This window comes from Burkholderia cepacia GG4, from assembly GCF_000292915.1.
In the GTDB taxonomy this organism is placed as follows: domain Bacteria; phylum Pseudomonadota; class Gammaproteobacteria; order Burkholderiales; family Burkholderiaceae; genus Burkholderia; species Burkholderia cepacia_D.
This window is the reverse complement of sequence record NC_018514.1, coordinates 1,231,087-1,246,800: the sequence shown is the minus strand read 5'-3', so window position 1 is coordinate 1,246,800 and position 15,714 is coordinate 1,231,087. Positions and strand designations below refer to the sequence as shown.

Genomic DNA, 15,714 nt, shown 5'->3' with positions numbered 1-15,714 from the left:
CCCGGCTACGCGTCACCGTCGCCGCCGCCCGGCCGCGCCGCCGCATGCGCGGCTTCGAGGCACGACTGGAACAGCAGCGCCGCCCGCGACGGCCGCGGCGAGCGCCGCAACAGGCTCACGAACCGGCACCGGTAGTTGAACCGGTGCGGCGCGATCGGCTGCATCAATCCCTTGTTTTCGAAGCTCTCCGCGTAATGGTCGGGCAGGAAGCCGAGATAGCGGCCGGACAGGATCAGCGTCGCGATCGACTCCTGGTCCGACGCCGTCGCGCTGCGCGTGAGCTTCGCCCGATGGCTCAGCTCCATGTTCGGCGAATGGAAGCCGAGCCCGGCGAACGCGTGGCTGCGGATCGTCGTCCACGTGAGCTTGCCGTGCGGCGCGTCGAAGAGCGGATGCTGGCGGCCGCAGTACAGCAGCATCCGTTCGTCGAACAGTTCCGCATACACGAGGCTGCCCGAGCTGCGGTGCGCGGGAATGATCCCGACCTGATAGCTGCCGTCGATGATCCCGCGCTCGACCTCGTTGATCGACGCGACATGCAGGTTCAGCGCGACGTCGGGTGCCTCGTCCGCGAACTGGCGGATCGCGTCGCCGAGTCGCGCATTCGGGTTGGTGGCCGTCTTGTCGAATACCGCGACGTGCAGTTCTCCGCCCATTTTGTCGTGAATGCCGTCGATCCTGCTGCGAAATGCCTCCATCGATGCGAGCAACCGCAACGTTTCCTCGTACACCGTCTGCCCCTCGGCAGTCAGCGTGAAGCCCGCGCGGCCGCGCCGGCACAGCACGAGGCCGAGGCGCGTTTCCAGATCCTTCACGTGCCGGCTGATCGTCGAGATGCCGATATTCAGCTCCAGCTCGGCCGCCGCCATCCCGCCGCACTGCACGACGCCCTTGAAGACCCGCAGCAGGCGCAGATCCATGTCGCTGAGCTGCCCGAGCAGCGCGCGGCTCTTCGGTTTCTTTGCTTGCATAGTTGCGCAAGTGAACATTGATATTGCGATATTCAAAAGACTAATTGGCCTCCCGACAATGCGCAACATCATCACAAGAAGGAGGGGCGCGCTGCGCCGACCGACATGACCGATACGACCATCGCCAAGCAGCAGGACGAGACGAACCTCCGCACCGACGCCGCGTGGCTCGACGCCCACTGGATGCCGTTCACGGCGAACCGCCAGTTCAAGTCCGACCCGCGCATGATCGTGTCGGCCAAGGATGCGTATTACACGGATGGCGAAGGCCGCAAGATCTTCGACGGCCTGTCGGGCCTGTGGTGCACGGGCCTCGGTCACGGCCGCACCGAGATCACGGCAGCCGTGAGCCGCCAGGTCGCGCAGCTCGACTACGCGCCGGCGTTCCAGTTCGGCCACCCGAAATCGTTCGAGCTCGCGAACAAGATCAAGGACCTGACGCCGGCCGGCCTCGACTACGTGTTCTTCACCGGCTCGGGCTCGGAAGCGGCCGACACGTCGCTGAAGATGGCCCGCGCGTATTGGCGCGCCAAGGGCAAGGGCACGAAGACGCGCCTGATCGGTCGCGAGAAGGGCTATCACGGCGTGAACTTCGGCGGCATCTCGGTCGGCGGGATCGGGCCGAACCGCAAGCTGTTCGGCCAGGGCATCGACGCCGACTTCCTGCCGCACACGCAACTCGCTGAAAACAAGTTCTCGCGCGGGATGCCCGAGCACGGCGCCGACCTGGCCGACCGCCTGCTCGACCTGATCGCGCTGCACGACGCATCGAACATCGCGGCCGTGATCGTCGAGCCGTTCTCCGGCTCGGCGGGCGTGGTCGTGCCGCCGAAGGGCTATCTGAAGCGCCTGCGCGACATCTGTACCGCGCACGACATCCTGCTGATTTTCGACGAAGTCATCACGGGCTTCGGCCGGGCCGGCGCGATGACGGGCGCCGACGCGTTCGGCGTCACGCCGGACATCATGAACTTCGCGAAACAGGTGACGAACGGCGTGCAGCCGCTCGGCGGCGTGATCGCGACGAAGGAAATCTACGACACGTTCATGGCCGTGGGCGGCCCCGAGTACATGCTCGAGTTCCCGCACGGCTACACGTATTCGGCGCACCCGGTCGCGTGCGCGGCCGGCGTCGCGGCGCTCGACCTGCTCGTGAAGGAAGACGCGGTGGCCCGCGTGCGCGATCTCGCGCCGCATTTCGAGGCGGCCGTGCACGGGCTGAAGGGCCAGCGCCATATCACGGACATCCGAAACTACGGGCTGGCTGCCGGCCTGACGATCGCGGCGCTGCCGGGCGAGCCGGCACGGCGCCCGTACGAGATCGCGATGCGCTGCTGGGCGAAGGGCTTCTACGTGCGCTACGGCGGCGACACGATCCAGCTCGCGCCGCCGTTCATCGCCGAAAAGCGCGAGATCGACAATCTCGTGAACGCGCTGTCCGACGCGCTGAACGAAGTGGACTGAGCCGCGGCCCGTTCCCAGCGATAACCGAATTCACGAAAGAGCCTCAACGATGAAACACGACAGCAATGTGACCTCCACCATCGGCCACCTGATCGACGGCAAGCGCGTCGACGGCGGCAGCCGCGTCCAGCCGGTGTTCGACCCGGCCACCGGCGAATCGGACAAGAGCGTCGCGCTCGCCGACAAGCTGACCGTCGAAGCCGCGATCGCGTCCGCACAGGCCGCGTTCCCGGCGTGGCGCAACACGCCGCCGCTGAAGCGCGCACGCGTGATGAGCCGCTTCAAGACGCTGCTCGAGGAGCATGCGGACGAACTGTGTGCGCTGATCACCGCCGAGCACGGCAAGGTGCTCGCCGACGCGATGGGCGAGCTGCAGCGCGGGATCGAGAACGTGGAATACGCGACCTACGTGCCCGAGCTGCTGAAGGGCGAGCACAGCAAGAACGTCGGCCCCGCGATCGATTCGTGGAGCGAGTTCCAGGCGCTCGGCGTCGCCGCCGGCATCACGCCGTTCAACTTCCCGGTGATGGTGCCGCTGTGGATGTGGCCGATGGCGGTCGCGTGCGGCAACACGTTCGTGCTGAAGCCGTCCGAGCGCACGCCGTCGTCGACGCTGCGCATGGCCGAGCTCGCGCTCGAGGCCGGCCTGCCGCCGGGTGTGCTGAACGTCGTGAACGGCGACAAGGAAGCGGTCGACACGATCCTGACCGACCCGCGCGTGAAGGCGGTGAGCTTCGTCGGCTCGACGCCGATCGCCGAATACATCTACTCGACCGGCTGCGCGCACGGCAAGCGCGTGCAGGCGCTCGGCGGCGCGAAGAACTTCGCGGTCGTGATGCCCGACGCCGACATCGGCAACGCAGTGAACGCGCTGATGGGTGCCGCGTACGGTTCGTGCGGCGAACGCTGCATGGCGATCCCGCTGGTCGTCGCGATCGGTGACGAAACGGGCGACAAGGTGGTCGAAGGCCTGAAGGCCGAGATCGCGAAGATGAAGGTCGGCCCGGGCAACGGCGCCGGCGTCGACATGGGGCCGCTCGTCACGCAGCAGCATTTCGAGAAGGTGACGAGCTTCGTCGAGGCGGGCGTGGAAGCGGGCGCGACGCTCGTCGTCGATGGCCGCAGCGTGAAGGTCGACGGCCACGACGGCGGCTACTACCTCGGCCCGTGCCTGTTCGACAATGTGAAGCCGGGCATGCCGATCTATCAGCACGAGATCTTCGGGCCGGTGCTCGGCGTGATCCGCCTGAAGTCGCTCGACGAGGCGATGGCGCTGATCGACGCGCACGAATACGGCAACGGCACGTGCCTGTTCACGCGCGACGGTGAAGCCGCGCGCTACTTCGGCGACAACATCCAGATCGGCATGGTCGGCATCAACGTGCCGCTGCCGGTGCCGGTCGCGTATCACTCGTTCGGCGGCTGGAAGCGCTCGCTGTTCGGCGACCTGCACGCGTACGGCCCGGATGCGGTGCGGTTCTACACGAAGCGCAAGACGATCACGCAGCGCTGGCCGTCGGCCGGTGTGCGCGAAGGGACCGTGTTCAGCTTCCCGTCGAATCGCTGATACCGCTGCTGCGGTCCGGCTGCATGCACCGCCGGCAGGCGGGCGCGGCCATGCGGCCGGCGTGCAACTGCACAGGCCCGCCCCGATCGACGATCGGGGCGGGTTTTTTTACGCGCGCGGCGGCTGCGCCGGCGCTGAAGGCGGGGAAGGAACGCTTACGGCGCGATCACGTGCCACACGTTCTTGAAGTTGTCGCCGTTGCGGTCGCCCTGTTTCATGTCCTTCGAGAAGAAGTACATCGGCTTGCCCTTGTAGGCCCATTGCGGGCTGCCGTCGTCGCGCTTGACGATCGTGTAGGGGCCGGCCGGACCGTCGGTCGCGCTGGCCTTGTACGGCGGCCAGAGGGATTCGCATTGGCCCGTGCATGCGCTGGTGCCGGTGTTGGGCTTGTCCATGTCGAACGTATAGACGGTCATCCCGTTCGCGGCGACCAGCGCGCCGTTTTCGACTTTGGTGATCGAGCCTTGAGCCGAGGCCGAAACGGACGCCATGGCGAGCAGGGCGGAACTGACGAGCAGCACGGCTTTCATGGGTACCTCCTGGTAATCCGGTGGGCGGCGTAACCGCGTGCACGGCCGGGCGTGCGCACGATTGCGGGGAATGGTGCCGGAACGCGGCGTGATGGCCGCCGGTGCGAGCGACGCGAGGTCGAATGGCGGCGAAACGGGCGCGCTTCATTCAACATAGGCGGTTTTTGGGCGGGCTGCGAGAAGAACGGGGGGCGTATCGGCGGTGCGTAGGTCGCACGCAACGGCGCGTCGGTATTTCACATCCGTCCCCGCACCCGCGTGAACCGGCACGGCATGCGCGGCCGTGTGTCAGCGCCGCGCGCGATTGGTCAGCGCGACGCCCGCGATCACGAGTGCGCCGCCGGCGAGCATCGATCCCGACAACGGCTCGCCGAGCAGCGCGACCGACAGCAGCACGCCGAACACCGGCACCAGGTTGGTGAACACGGCGGCGCGCGCCGGACCGATCTCGCGGATGCCTTGCGAATACCAGACGAACGCAACCACCGTGCCGATCGCGCCGAGATAGATCATCGACGCGACGGCCTGCCACGTGAGCGGCGCGCCACCGCCCGCGTGCGGGCCAAACAGGTGCGCGACGATCAGCAGCGCGAGGCCCCACAGCGTCGCGTAAGTCGTGGCGGCCAGCGGCGACAGTCCGTCGAGTGCGCGGCGCCCGATCACGGTATAGGCCGCCCAGCTCAGCACTGCGCACAGCATGGCACGCTCGCCGGCACCGAACGTATCGCCGAGGTCGGTCAGTACCCGCAGCAATTGGCCGCGGCTGATCACGACCAGCGCGCCGACCAGCGCGACCGCGATGCCGGCCCAGCGCGCGGGCGACAGGCGTTCGCGCACGACGACGGACAGCAGCACGGCGGTCGCCACAGGATTCAGCGCGACGAACAACGCGGTTCGTCCGGCCGGCATGCGCGCGAGCGCCGCGAAAAAGCACACGTTGTACAGAAAGATGCCGGTCGCGCCGAGCGCGAAAGTTGTCGCGACCTGGCGGCCGCTCAGCTTCGGCAGCCCGCCTTCGAGTTTCCACGTCAGTGCCGTCAGCAGCAGCGCGGCGATCGCGAAGCGGCCCGTCGCGGCGCCGGTCGTGGACATCGACGCGGCGAGGATCCGGCCCGCGATGAAGGTGCCGCCCCAGAACAGCGCGACGAGCGTGAGCTTCACGTAGATGGCCGCATGCGGCCGGGCGGCGAAGATGCCGGCGGAGGGGGCTGGAACGTTCAGATGCGGTGGTTTCCGAAAGGGCGCTGCGGCGATGTGTGCGTGATCGCGTGGCGAACGGCGCCGGTCCGCGCGACGGGCGGATTCAGGCCGTTCGACGGCGGTTGCTAGGGCTGTTGCCGTCGAGTTGGTACCGCTGCCGGGCCGTCAGCGAAACGCCGGCGCGGCCGCGAGCGCCGTCAGCACGGCCGGCATCGCGAGCGCGGCGGCGATCGTCTGGAATGCGGTGATGCCGGCCATCAGCGGTGCGTCGCCGCCGAGCTGGCGCGCCATGATGTATGACGAGGACGACGTCGGCAGCGCCTGGAACAGCAGCGCGATGGTCAGCGCGGCATCGCCGAGCCCGAACAGGCGGCCGGCCGCGAGCGTGACGAGCGGCATCGCCATGAATTTGAACGCCGACGCGATGCACATCGGCTGCAGCCATCCGCGCGCCGCGTCGAACCTCAGCGCCGCGCCCACGCACAGCAGGCCAAGCGGCATCGACGCCGCGCCGAGCGCACGCACCGCCGGTTCGACGGCGGCCGGAAACGCGATCCCGCCGGCCTGCATCGCGATCCCGAGCGCGCAGCCGACGACGAGCGGATTCGACAGGATCTGGCGCGCGAGCGCCCATGCGCCGAGCCGCGTCTCGCCGTAGCGCGCGAACACCAGCACGCACATCAGGTTCACGGTCGGCACGATCGCCGCGACGCACACGGCCGCGAGCGCGATCCCGTGCGCGCCGAACAGTCCGGCGGCGAGGGCCGTGCCGACATAGTTGTTGAAGCGCACCGCGCCCTGGAACACCGACGTGAACCCGGCGCCGTCGACCTGCACGAAGCGGCGGACCAGCAGAACAAGCGCCGCGACGAGCACGGTCGAACCGACCAGCGCCGCCGCGAGCGGTAAAACGGGCAACGCGTGCAGCCGCGCATTCGCGAGACTGTCCGCGAACAGCGCGGGCAGCAGCACGAAGTAGCACAGCCGCTCGGCGTGCGGCCAGAACGCATCGGCGATGAAGCCCGTGCGCCGCAGGCCGTGGCCGAACGTGACCAGCAGCGCGACCGGCGCGAGCGCGAGCAGGATCGGGCCGATCATCGGCGCGCCTTCAGGCCGGCGAAGCAGCGGAGCGAAGCGGGAATCCAGCCGGCGGGCAACATGGCGGCACGCAATCGAAAAAGTGACGATGCCGCCAAGTTAACACGCGGATGCAGCAGGAATAATTGTTAATTATCGGGTGTTCAATGAGAAATTCTCATCGATGACGCGGTGACTTCAGCCGCCAGCGCACGCGCGAAACGTTCGGCCGGGCGCGACTGGTGTTCGAGCAGCACGACCGCGCGGCCCATCTGCGGCTGGCCGAACGGCAAGCGCGTGACGGGTGGCAGGCGCGCGAGCGTCGAGTCGGGGAGGGCGACGATCGCCGCGCCGAGCCCGCGCGCGACCATGCGTGCGATCGTCTCCGCGCTGTCGAGCACCATCTCTTCGCGCACCCGGACGCCGATGCGGCGCAGTTCGGCGGCGATCATCCGGCCGGCCCACGCCTGCGCGTCGAAGCGGATGAACGGCAGCGCTTCGAGCAGCGTGCCTGCGTCGCGCTCCGCATATTCCGGCGGCGCGAGCAGCCAGAAGCGATCTTCGTAGAGCGTGGTCCACGTCAGCTCGGCGGGATGCGGGCGCACCGGGCGCGTCGTGATCGCCGCGTCGAGTTCGCCGGCCGCGACGCGGTTCGCCAGTTCGGCCGACATGCCGGCCGATACGTGCACGCGCAACGACGGATGCGCATCGCGCAGCGCGAGCAGCGCATCGGGCACCGGGCCGGACAGCGCGGTCTGGATCGCGCCGATCCGCAGGCGGCCGACGAGCTTCTTCTCGTCGCTCAGCGCATCGGGAATCCGGTCGACCATCGCGAGCACCTGCTCGGCCTGCGCGACGAGGATGTTGCCGGCTTCCGTGAGCACCGGCTGGCGGCGCGAACGGTCGAACAGCTGGACGTTGTATTCGCTTTCGAGCGTCTTGATCTGCAGGCTCACGGCAGACTGCGTGAGCCCGATCGCTTCGCCGGCGCGAGCGAAGGTCCGGTATCGGGCGATCGCGACCAGCGTTCTGAATGCGCGTAGTGACATGGACTCGATCATAGGGGCCGGGCGGCGCCGGCAGGCGGATTGCGCGATGCCCGAGGCGGTGCATGGACGGCATGCCGGGCGGGGCACTCACGACCGCCGTAGCGGACGCGCGCGGCCGGTCGGCTGGCGGACATCATGCCCGTGCACGCGGAAACGGGCAACCGCGACATCGCCCGCATGCGGCGGTATGCGCGGGCGGTCGGTGCGCGGCGGTCGGTGCGGGTTTTCGTGAATGGTGCCGGGCCGGGGACGCGCGCATATCTGCCGACGCGGGATGGATCGCCGTCGTGCAGGCCGTGCGTTTCCGTTCCCGTTTCCATTGCCAATTTCGTTTCATCGATGCGTCGGGGCGACGCAGGCAGTCGCGTTCGTCCCGCCCGTACGCGGAGGTAACGACGATGCCCGACGACCCCGGTGAGGTTGCGCGCGCCAGCTATCGCGCCTATGCCGACAAGGACCGTGACGCGATCGAGGCGCTGATCGCACCGGATTTCCATTTCACCAGCCCGTTCGACAACCGGCTCGACCGCGACGCGTATCTGGCACGCTGCTGGCCGAACAGCGCGATGCTCGCCGGTTTCGACTTCGTCGACGTCGCCGTGCACGGCGAATACGTGTACGTCGTGTACGAAGCCGAAACGACCGCCGGCAGGCGGTTCCGGAACGCGGAGCGATTGCGGGTCCGCGACGGCCAGCTGGTCGAGGCCGAGGTGTATTTCGGCTGGTACGTGCCGCATCAGGCGCCCGACGGCGGGTTCGTCGAAGCGGGGCGCTGACCGGTCACGGGCGGCCGCCCGTCACACCCAGAGCCGGTACATCCAGAACGATTCGTCTTCGGTGAAGCGCCGCACGAATTCGGTCGGCGAGAAGCCCGTGATGCGCCGTGTCGCGCGGCTCAGGTGCGCCTGGTCGGCGAAGCCCTCGTCCAGGGCGAGCGCGGCCCAGTCGACCGGCTGCCCGGCGTCCTGCCGGTCCCGCGCGGCGAAGAACACGCCTTCGGTGCGCACCAGCGCCTGCCAGTCGCGCAACGAGCGTCCGCTGTACGACTTGATGCGCCGTTCGACCTGACGCGGGCTGTGCGTGTGCCGCCATTCCCGCGCTTTGGACGCGAGACGCCCGACCCAGCTGCGCCCTGCGTCGCGCAGCGACGACAGCGGCGATACCCTGCCGCGCAACGCGTGCCAGCGCGGTGCGAGGTGCCGGTCGAGCGCAGCCAGCGCGGCCTCGTCGTGCTCGGCATCGGCCAGCGCATCGAGCAGCGGCCGCCAGCTGTCGTCGAGGCACGCATGCGCATCGACGAAGGTGTCGTGGATCGTCGGCAGCGCGATGCCGAACAGCGCGCGCGCCGCATCGGCATGCAGGCAGACGATGCCGCCTCGTCCGCTCGTCGGCGCCCAGCTCGCGAGCGGCGTCGACTGGCTGCCCGACAGCGTCGCCGATGCGCCGAACGGACGCCACACGGGGCCTTCGCTCGTGCGCTGGACGAGCCCCACGTCGAAGCCGCGATACCACGACAGGCAGACGATCGGCGACGCGGGGAAATGCGTGAGCCGCTGCGCGTCGCTCAACATGCAGCCGCGCGTGTCGCGGCTGATGATCGCGACGACCGCGCCTTGCAGCGCGGCCGGCGGCGGATACAGCCGTGTGTGCGGCTGCCGGCCGTCGCACGGCACGCGAGGGGCGCGCGCGAGCGGATCGGGACACGGCGGCAAAGTCGGAGACGGACCGGAGGGCATGACGCCGGAGTATAGGGACCGGCGTCGCACGTGTCGATGTCGTTTGCGTTCAAGACCGGCGGCGGGACGCCATGGAAAATCCGGTGCATGAACTCGCGATCCTCTTCCCGATGCCCATTCCATGCGGAGGCCGCCGTGGCGGCGCCCGTGCTTCACCCGCCCGGCGTATGGCCGCCGGGGCCGCGTGCCGGCCTGACGGGGTGGCAACTGCTGCGTGCGATGTCGCGCGACCTGCCGGGCACGCTCGCGGGCTGGCAGCGTGCGCATGGCGACGTCGTGCACCTGCGCATGTGGCCCGAACATGCGGTGGTCGTGACCGATCCGGCGCTCGTGCGCGAGTTGCTGGTCACGCATCACGATGCGTTCGTGCGCTGGGAGCGTGGGATCCGCGTGTTCTCACAGGTGCACGGACGCAGCGTGCTGATCGCGGAGGGCGATGCATGGCGCGACAAGCGGCACGCGCTGCAGCCGAACTTCATGCCGAAACCGGTGCAGGCGTTCGTTCCGGCGATTGCCGCGACGGCCGGTCATGCGCTTGCGCAGTGGCCCGCGCGCGACGCGCACTGGCCGGTCGAGAGCGCGCTGACGTCACTGGCGATGGACGTGATCATGCGCACGATGTTCTCGGATGCGATCGGGGCAGACGCGCGCATCGCCGAAGAGGCCGTGCGCGCGGTGAGCGCGGCGGCGAATGCCGAGTTCTACCAGCCGGCGAGCGCGCCGGACTGGATGCCGTGGAAGCGCGGCAAGGCGAGGGCGCTGGCGGTGCTGAACGGGCTGATCGACCGGCAGTTGCATGCGCGTCTCGACCTGCCGGCGCACGGCTGGCCGGACGATCTGCTGTCGCGCCTGTTGCGGCTGCACCGTGCCGACGCGTACGCGTGGCCGCTGCGGGCAGTGCACGACGAATGCATGACGGCGTTCCTCGCCGGCCACGAGACGGCCGCGGCCACGCTGACCTGGTGGGCCTGGAACATGGCTGCGAATCCGGCCGCGCAGGCCGCCGCGCGCGACGAGGTCGTGCGCTTGCTGGCCGGCCGTGCGCCGACCGCCGACACGCGCCCCGCGTTGCGCTACCTGACACAGACGCTCGAGGAAACGATGCGCCTGTATCCGGCGGCGCCGATCCTGATCAGCCGTCGCGCGTTGCGGCCGGTCGTGCTGGGCCCTTGGCAGTTTCCCGCGCGGACGCTGTTCATGTTGCCGGTGCAACTCATGCATCACGACGCGCGATGGTTTCCGGAGCCGGATGCGTTCCGGCCCGAGCGCTTCGCCGCCGATGCGCCGACGCTTCCACGCGGCGCGTACATGCCGTTCGGCACGGGGCCGCGCGTGTGCCTCGGGCAGCATCTGGCGATGACGGAGATGACGGTTGTGGCCGCGATGATCCTGCAGCGGCTCGTGCTGGCGGTGCCGCCGGGTACGCCGCCGCCGCGACCGGTGCTGAACGTGACGCTGCGGCCGGAGCAGCCGTTGCATCTGGCGATCGCGCCGACGGGGCTGACGGCCGTTACGGTCTCCGCATGACGGGGCATGAGCGTTCGATTCGACCCGACCTGCATCGCGCGAGCGGCTGCTGGTCGCGCGATGCGGTGTCATCGAATCGTCGGAATGTGAATGCGTGCCGGCAGCGGCTTCCGGCGCCACTGGCGCGGCATCGCGCAGCACCTATGCTTGAAGGGCCCAGGCCGGGCGGAGCCCAAGGAGGATGATGATGCGCATGCTTCTCAACATACGAATCCCTCACGAGCCGTTCAACACGCTGGTGCGTGACGGCAGCGTCGGCGACGTGATCTCGCGAATACTCGAAGCGGTCAAGCCGGAGGCCGTGTATTTCACGGAGCAGAGCGGCGGGCGCGGCGCGGTCGTGATCGTCAATCTGGATGACCCGTCGCAGGTCCCTGCGCTCGCGGAGCCGTGGTTCCTGATGTTGAATGCGGACTGCGAGTTCCGGGTGGTGATGCTGCCGGAAGATCTCCGGAACGCCGGGCTCGCGCAACTCGGCGCAAAGTGGAAGTAGCAGGAAGCTGCGCATGACCGTGCCCCGCCCGACAACCGGGCGGGAGGCGCGGCGTTCGTGTGCCGACTATCGCGCAGACTGCGACGGCTCGACGTTTGCCGCTTGCCTGCCTTTCGGTCGCAACAGCAACAGCAGGCCGCTCAGTGCCGCCGCGCCAAGGAAAACGAACAAGCACCGCTCGTTCCACGCGTTCAGGCTGTCGGATGCCGCGCCGCCGGCACTCCCGGCCGCGGCGCCGGCTTCCAGCAGCAGCGTGAAGACGGCCGGCACTGGCGCCGAGCCGAGGTACGCCAGGAACGCGAACTGCAGCCGGCCTCGGGTCAGGATCGACCAGACGTCCTTTCCCATCAGGCAGGCGACCAGCACCACGGGCGGCACGAGCACGATCGACGCGGCGCTGATGGCACACAGAAGCAACCAGCCGAGTCCCATGAGCGGAACGAGCGACATGAATCGGGATTCCTGTTACGCGGCAGTGTGGTTGTCGACGGAACGTTCGTGACCACTTCACCGGATGACCACGGCGCGAGGCGATTCACGAATAGTGCCCGATTTCGCGCCCGTTGCCATCCGTCCTGATCGATGCGGTCATCCGGCCACATCTTCCCCCAGTGCCTGGATGAACCGCGAAAACAGCTCCGGCTGCGACGAAATCCCGAGCTTCGCATACAGATGACGCCGATGCACCTTCACCGTCTCCGGTGATATCGCCAGCCGTTCCGCGATCGCCTTCGACGAATTGCCGCGCAGCACCATCCTGGCGATCGACATCTCGCGATCGGTCAGCAGGCCCGCGCCGAACCGTGCGAGCGCCTGCTCGACGCGCGCGCCGAGATCGTCGTCGGGCGTCGCGCGCGCGGCATCGCCCACCAGCCGCCAGTGTTGCCGGATCGCCGCGAGCACCCACGGCATCGCGGCCGTCAGCTTGCCGAGCGGCTCGACGTCGAAGCGCGCGGCCGCGCCGAGCGACAAAGACAGCAGCAAGTCGGGGCTCGGCCGCAGCAGGATCTGGATTTCGTCGTCGCCGACCGCGTCGCGGAAGTAGCTCAGGAAATACTCGCTCTGCCGGAACAGGTCGGGCGCGACTTCCTCGAGCCGGTAGCAGCCGTCGGCGAGCCCGTCGTGCGCGGCCTGCAGGAACGGGTCGAGCAGATATAACCCGTTGAGGTAAAGCGGCACCGGCGACGCGCTGTCGCTGCCGCCCGTGTCGTATTCGTCGAGCACGAGCGGCACGCCGTCGCGGCCGATCGCGGTCGCGAGCGCGTTGTCGAACGGCACCATTTCATTGAGCAGCAGCACCAGGAAACGCCAGAAGCGCGGCTGGCCGAGATGATCGATTGCGCGGCCAAGCGCCTGGTGCATCGCGATTTCGGAGAAGAGACGATCCATACCACCACCGGAGGGCGTAACACGAAGGGGGAATAGCGGTCCTGAATTTGGCTTCCTAGACTGCCACGCAATCAATCGGGCCCGAGTATGGGTGTTCAAAAAAAGGCAGCATAGGAGCAACAGGAGAACGAAATGGCGATGATGTCGGAATCGACGGGCACGCTGCAAGCGACGCCTGCCACGGAAGACGCGCCGCGCGCGTTGTCGCAGACGCTCAGCGTGCGCGACGCGGTGATGATCACCGTGTCGGGCGTGACCCCCGCAAGCTCGATCTTCGTGATCGCGCCGTTCGCGATCCAGCAGGCCGGCAGCGGTGCGGTGCTGTCGTTCCTGCTCGGCGGCGTGCTGGCGTTGGCGTTTGCGCTCTGCTATGCGGAACTCAGTGCCGCGCATCGCAGCGCGGGCGGCGAATACGTGATGGCCAAGCGCGTGTTCGGCACGCTGCCCGGCTACCTGACCTTCATCGCGGTGCTCGCGGTCAGCGTGTTCATTCCGGCCGTGCTCGCGAGCGGCGCCGCGCCGTACCTGAACAACGCGCTCGGGACGCATTTCAGCAACCAGTCGGTCGCGCTGACGATCGTACTGCTCAGCTATGTGCTGGGGATGCTGAACATCAAGACGAACGCGTGGATCACGGGCGCGTTCCTCGTCGTCGAGATCGGCGTGCTGATGCTGATCGCGGGGCTCGGTTTCGGCTCACCGCATCGCGGCGCGGAGGTGCTGGTCGCGCCGGTCGTCGCGAGCGGCACGGCGCTGGTGCCGGCCACGCTCGCGGCGATCGTGCCCGCGATCGGCACGGCGATCTTCTGCTACAACGGCTTCGGCTCTGCCGCGTATCTCGCGGAAGATTTGCGCGGCGGCAACCGCAACGTCGCGAAGGCAGTGATCTATTCTTTGCTGGTGATCCTCGTCGTCGAGCTGATTCCGCTCACCGCGATCGTGCTCGGCGCACCGTCGCTGACGGAACTGACGAAAAGCGCCGACCCGATCGGCTATGTCGTGCGTTCGCTGAGCAACCCGGCGGTGTCGCGCGTGGTCAGCGGCGGGATCTTCCTGTCGGTGTTCAACGCGATCATCGCGATCGTGATCACGATGGGGCGCCTGCTGTACAGCAGCGGCCGGCACGCGCTCTGGTCGCGCACCTGCAACCGCGCGTTCTCGACGATCCATCCGCGCTTCGAATCGCCGTGGCTCGCGACGCTCGCGCTGGCGGTGCCGTCGTCGGGGCTGGTGTTCGTGTCGAGCCTCGACGACCTGACCGCGTTCACGGTCGACCTGCTGCTGCTGATCTATCTCGTCGTCGGGCTGGCCGCGCTCGCGAGCCGGTTCGTGCGCCGCGACGTCGAGCATCACTACCGGATGCCGCTGTGGCCCGTGACGCCGCTCGTCGCGGTCGCGGGCGCCGCGTACACGCTCTACACGACGCTGGCGACGGCGACGAAACCGACCGACCTGATCATCATCGGCGGGCTGCTGGTCGCCGCACTTGTGATGTACCTGATCTGGGCGCGCCACAGCGACGCGTTCCGCTCGCTCTGACCATACCGAAACACCGAACCATTGAAAGACAGGAGGAATTGCATCATGCGCACGAGGGATCTCGGCATCCGCATCGGACTCGGCACACCGGGCCGCTTCAACGCGATCACGGACGTACCGGGCGTGCGGGTCGGACATTGCACGCTGAACGTCGAGAACGGCGACGCATCGGTCCGCACCGGCGTCACCGTCATCGAGCCGCGCGCAGGCGCCGCGCACGATGCGCCGTGCTTCGCGGGCGTTCACGTGCTGAACGGCAACGGCGATGCGACGGGGCTCGAATGGATCCGCGAAGCCGGCCTGCTGACGACGCCGATCGCCTATACGAACACGCACAGCGTCGGCGCGGTGCGCGATGCGCTCGTCGCGAACGAACGCGAGGCGGCGGCCGGGCGCGTGTACTGGTGCATGCCGGTCGTGATGGAAACCTACGACGGCCTGCTCAACGACATCTGGGGGCAGCACGTGAGTGCCGCGCACGTGCAGCGGGCGCTGGCCTCCGCGCAGCCGGGGCCGGTCGCCGAAGGCGGCGTGGGCGGTGGCACGGGCATGATCTGCCATGAGTTCAAGGGCGGCATCGGCAGCGCGTCGCGGGTGGTCGCGGCCGACGCGGGCGGCTGGACCGTCGGCGCGCTGGTGCAGGCCAACTACGGCGTGCGGGAGATGCTGCGCGTGGCCGGCTACCCGGTCGGCGAAGTGCTGCGACACGTGCATTCGCCATTCCGCGCGCCCGCTGCGCAGGGCGAGGCGGGGATGGGCTCGATCGTCGTCACGATCGCGACCGACGCGCCGCTGCTGCCGCATCAGTGCACGCGTCTCGCGCAGCGCGCGAGCGTCGGGCTGGCCCGCGTCGGCGGCGGCACCGAGGATTCGAGCGGTGACATCTTCCTGGCGTTTGCAACCGGTAACGGCGGCCTGCCGGCCGCGAACTACGGCAGCAAGGGCGCGCCGACGACCGACGTGAAGATGGTGAACAACGATCATATCTCCGCGCTGTTCGTCGCGGCGGCGGAAGCGGTGGAGGAGGCGATCGTGAATGCGCTGGTCGCGGGCGGCGACGTCGAATCGCGCGGCGCGCGGGTCGAAGGGCTCGGGCAGGCGCGCTTGCTGGATGCGTTGCGCGAAGTGGGATGGCGGCCGGGGCGTGGCGCCTGAAACGGCATGTGCCGCTT

15 protein-coding genes are annotated in these 15,714 nt (G+C 68.6%); 7 read left to right on the top strand and 8 right to left on the bottom strand.

Annotated features, from left to right (window positions below):
• Positions 1 to 5: 5 nt before the first annotated feature.
• A complete protein-coding gene (locus tag GEM_RS21345) occupies positions 6 to 971 on the bottom strand; it encodes a LysR family transcriptional regulator (protein ID WP_014899469.1) in 966 nt (321 codons plus the stop codon).
• A gap of 105 nt (positions 972 to 1,076) precedes the next feature.
• Between GEM_RS21345 and GEM_RS21340 the strand changes: the two genes are divergently transcribed.
• Together GEM_RS21340 and GEM_RS21335 are read left to right on the top strand one after the other, a co-directional pair.
• The gene (locus tag GEM_RS21340; RefSeq protein ID WP_014899468.1) at positions 1,077 to 2,435 is read left to right on the top strand and encodes an aspartate aminotransferase family protein; all 1,359 of its coding nucleotides are present in this window, start codon (positions 1,077 to 1,079) and stop codon (positions 2,433 to 2,435) included.
• A gap of 49 nt (positions 2,436 to 2,484) precedes the next feature.
• Entirely contained in the window at positions 2,485 to 4,002 is a 1,518-nt protein-coding gene (locus GEM_RS21335) for a CoA-acylating methylmalonate-semialdehyde dehydrogenase (protein ID WP_014899467.1), read from the top strand.
• A 155-nt stretch (positions 4,003 to 4,157) separates the two neighbouring features.
• On the opposite strand, the gene GEM_RS21330 is transcribed toward GEM_RS21335, so the two are convergent.
• The 4 genes from GEM_RS21330 to GEM_RS21315 form a co-directional block, all read right to left on the bottom strand.
• Positions 4,158 to 4,532: a hypothetical protein gene (locus GEM_RS21330; protein WP_014899466.1), complete on the bottom strand. Its 375-nt coding sequence runs from the start codon at positions 4,530 to 4,532 to the stop codon at positions 4,158 to 4,160.
• A gap of 288 nt (positions 4,533 to 4,820) precedes the next feature.
• On the bottom strand, positions 4,821 to 5,753 hold the full coding sequence (locus GEM_RS21325; protein WP_041490780.1) for a DMT family transporter: 933 nt from the start codon (positions 5,751 to 5,753) through the stop codon (positions 4,821 to 4,823).
• A gap of 144 nt (positions 5,754 to 5,897) precedes the next feature.
• Positions 5,898 to 6,830: an AEC family transporter gene (locus GEM_RS21320; protein WP_014899464.1), complete on the bottom strand. Its 933-nt coding sequence runs from the start codon at positions 6,828 to 6,830 to the stop codon at positions 5,898 to 5,900.
• Between the two features lie 143 nt (positions 6,831 to 6,973).
• Positions 6,974 to 7,858 carry a LysR family transcriptional regulator gene (locus GEM_RS21315; protein WP_041490965.1) on the bottom strand — a complete coding sequence of 295 codons (885 nt, stop codon included), beginning with the start codon at positions 7,856 to 7,858 and terminating at the stop codon, positions 6,974 to 6,976.
• A 398-nt stretch (positions 7,859 to 8,256) separates the two neighbouring features.
• Between GEM_RS21315 and GEM_RS21310 the strand changes: the two genes are divergently transcribed.
• Positions 8,257 to 8,634 carry a nuclear transport factor 2 family protein gene (locus tag GEM_RS21310; RefSeq protein ID WP_014899462.1) on the top strand — a complete coding sequence of 126 codons (378 nt, stop codon included), beginning with the start codon at positions 8,257 to 8,259 and terminating at the stop codon, positions 8,632 to 8,634.
• Positions 8,635 to 8,655: 21 nt separating this feature from the next.
• Here GEM_RS21310 and GEM_RS21305 read toward each other — a convergent pair whose 3' ends face one another.
• Positions 8,656 to 9,594 (bottom strand): AraC family transcriptional regulator, encoded by a 939-nt coding sequence (locus tag GEM_RS21305; RefSeq protein ID WP_014899461.1) that lies wholly within the window; start codon positions 9,592 to 9,594, stop codon positions 8,656 to 8,658.
• Positions 9,595 to 9,681: 87 nt separating this feature from the next.
• On the opposite strand from GEM_RS21305, the gene GEM_RS21300 reads away from it, so the two are divergent.
• Positions 9,682 to 11,121, top strand: a complete 1,440-nt coding sequence (locus GEM_RS21300; RefSeq protein WP_041490779.1) for a cytochrome P450 — start codon at positions 9,682 to 9,684, stop codon at positions 11,119 to 11,121.
• A 187-nt stretch (positions 11,122 to 11,308) separates the two neighbouring features.
• A complete protein-coding gene (locus tag GEM_RS21295; protein WP_014899459.1) occupies positions 11,309 to 11,614 on the top strand; it encodes a hypothetical protein in 306 nt (101 codons plus the stop codon).
• Positions 11,615 to 11,680: 66 nt separating this feature from the next.
• On the opposite strand, the gene GEM_RS21290 is transcribed toward GEM_RS21295, so the two are convergent.
• Together GEM_RS21290 and GEM_RS21285 are read right to left on the bottom strand one after the other, a co-directional pair.
• The gene (locus GEM_RS21290) at positions 11,681 to 12,064 is read right to left on the bottom strand and encodes a hypothetical protein (protein WP_014899458.1); all 384 of its coding nucleotides are present in this window, start codon (positions 12,062 to 12,064) and stop codon (positions 11,681 to 11,683) included.
• Between the two features lie 138 nt (positions 12,065 to 12,202).
• Positions 12,203 to 13,003 (bottom strand): helix-turn-helix transcriptional regulator, encoded by an 801-nt coding sequence (locus tag GEM_RS21285; protein WP_014899457.1) that lies wholly within the window; start codon positions 13,001 to 13,003, stop codon positions 12,203 to 12,205.
• Between the two features lie 132 nt (positions 13,004 to 13,135).
• Between GEM_RS21285 and GEM_RS21280 the strand changes: the two genes are divergently transcribed.
• Both GEM_RS21280 and GEM_RS21275 read left to right on the top strand, forming a co-directional pair.
• Positions 13,136 to 14,542, top strand: a complete 1,407-nt coding sequence (locus GEM_RS21280; protein WP_014899456.1) for an APC family permease — start codon at positions 13,136 to 13,138, stop codon at positions 14,540 to 14,542.
• Positions 14,543 to 14,587: 45 nt separating this feature from the next.
• Entirely contained in the window at positions 14,588 to 15,697 is a 1,110-nt protein-coding gene (locus GEM_RS21275) for a P1 family peptidase (RefSeq protein WP_014899455.1), read from the top strand.
• Positions 15,698 to 15,714 lie beyond the last annotated feature (17 nt).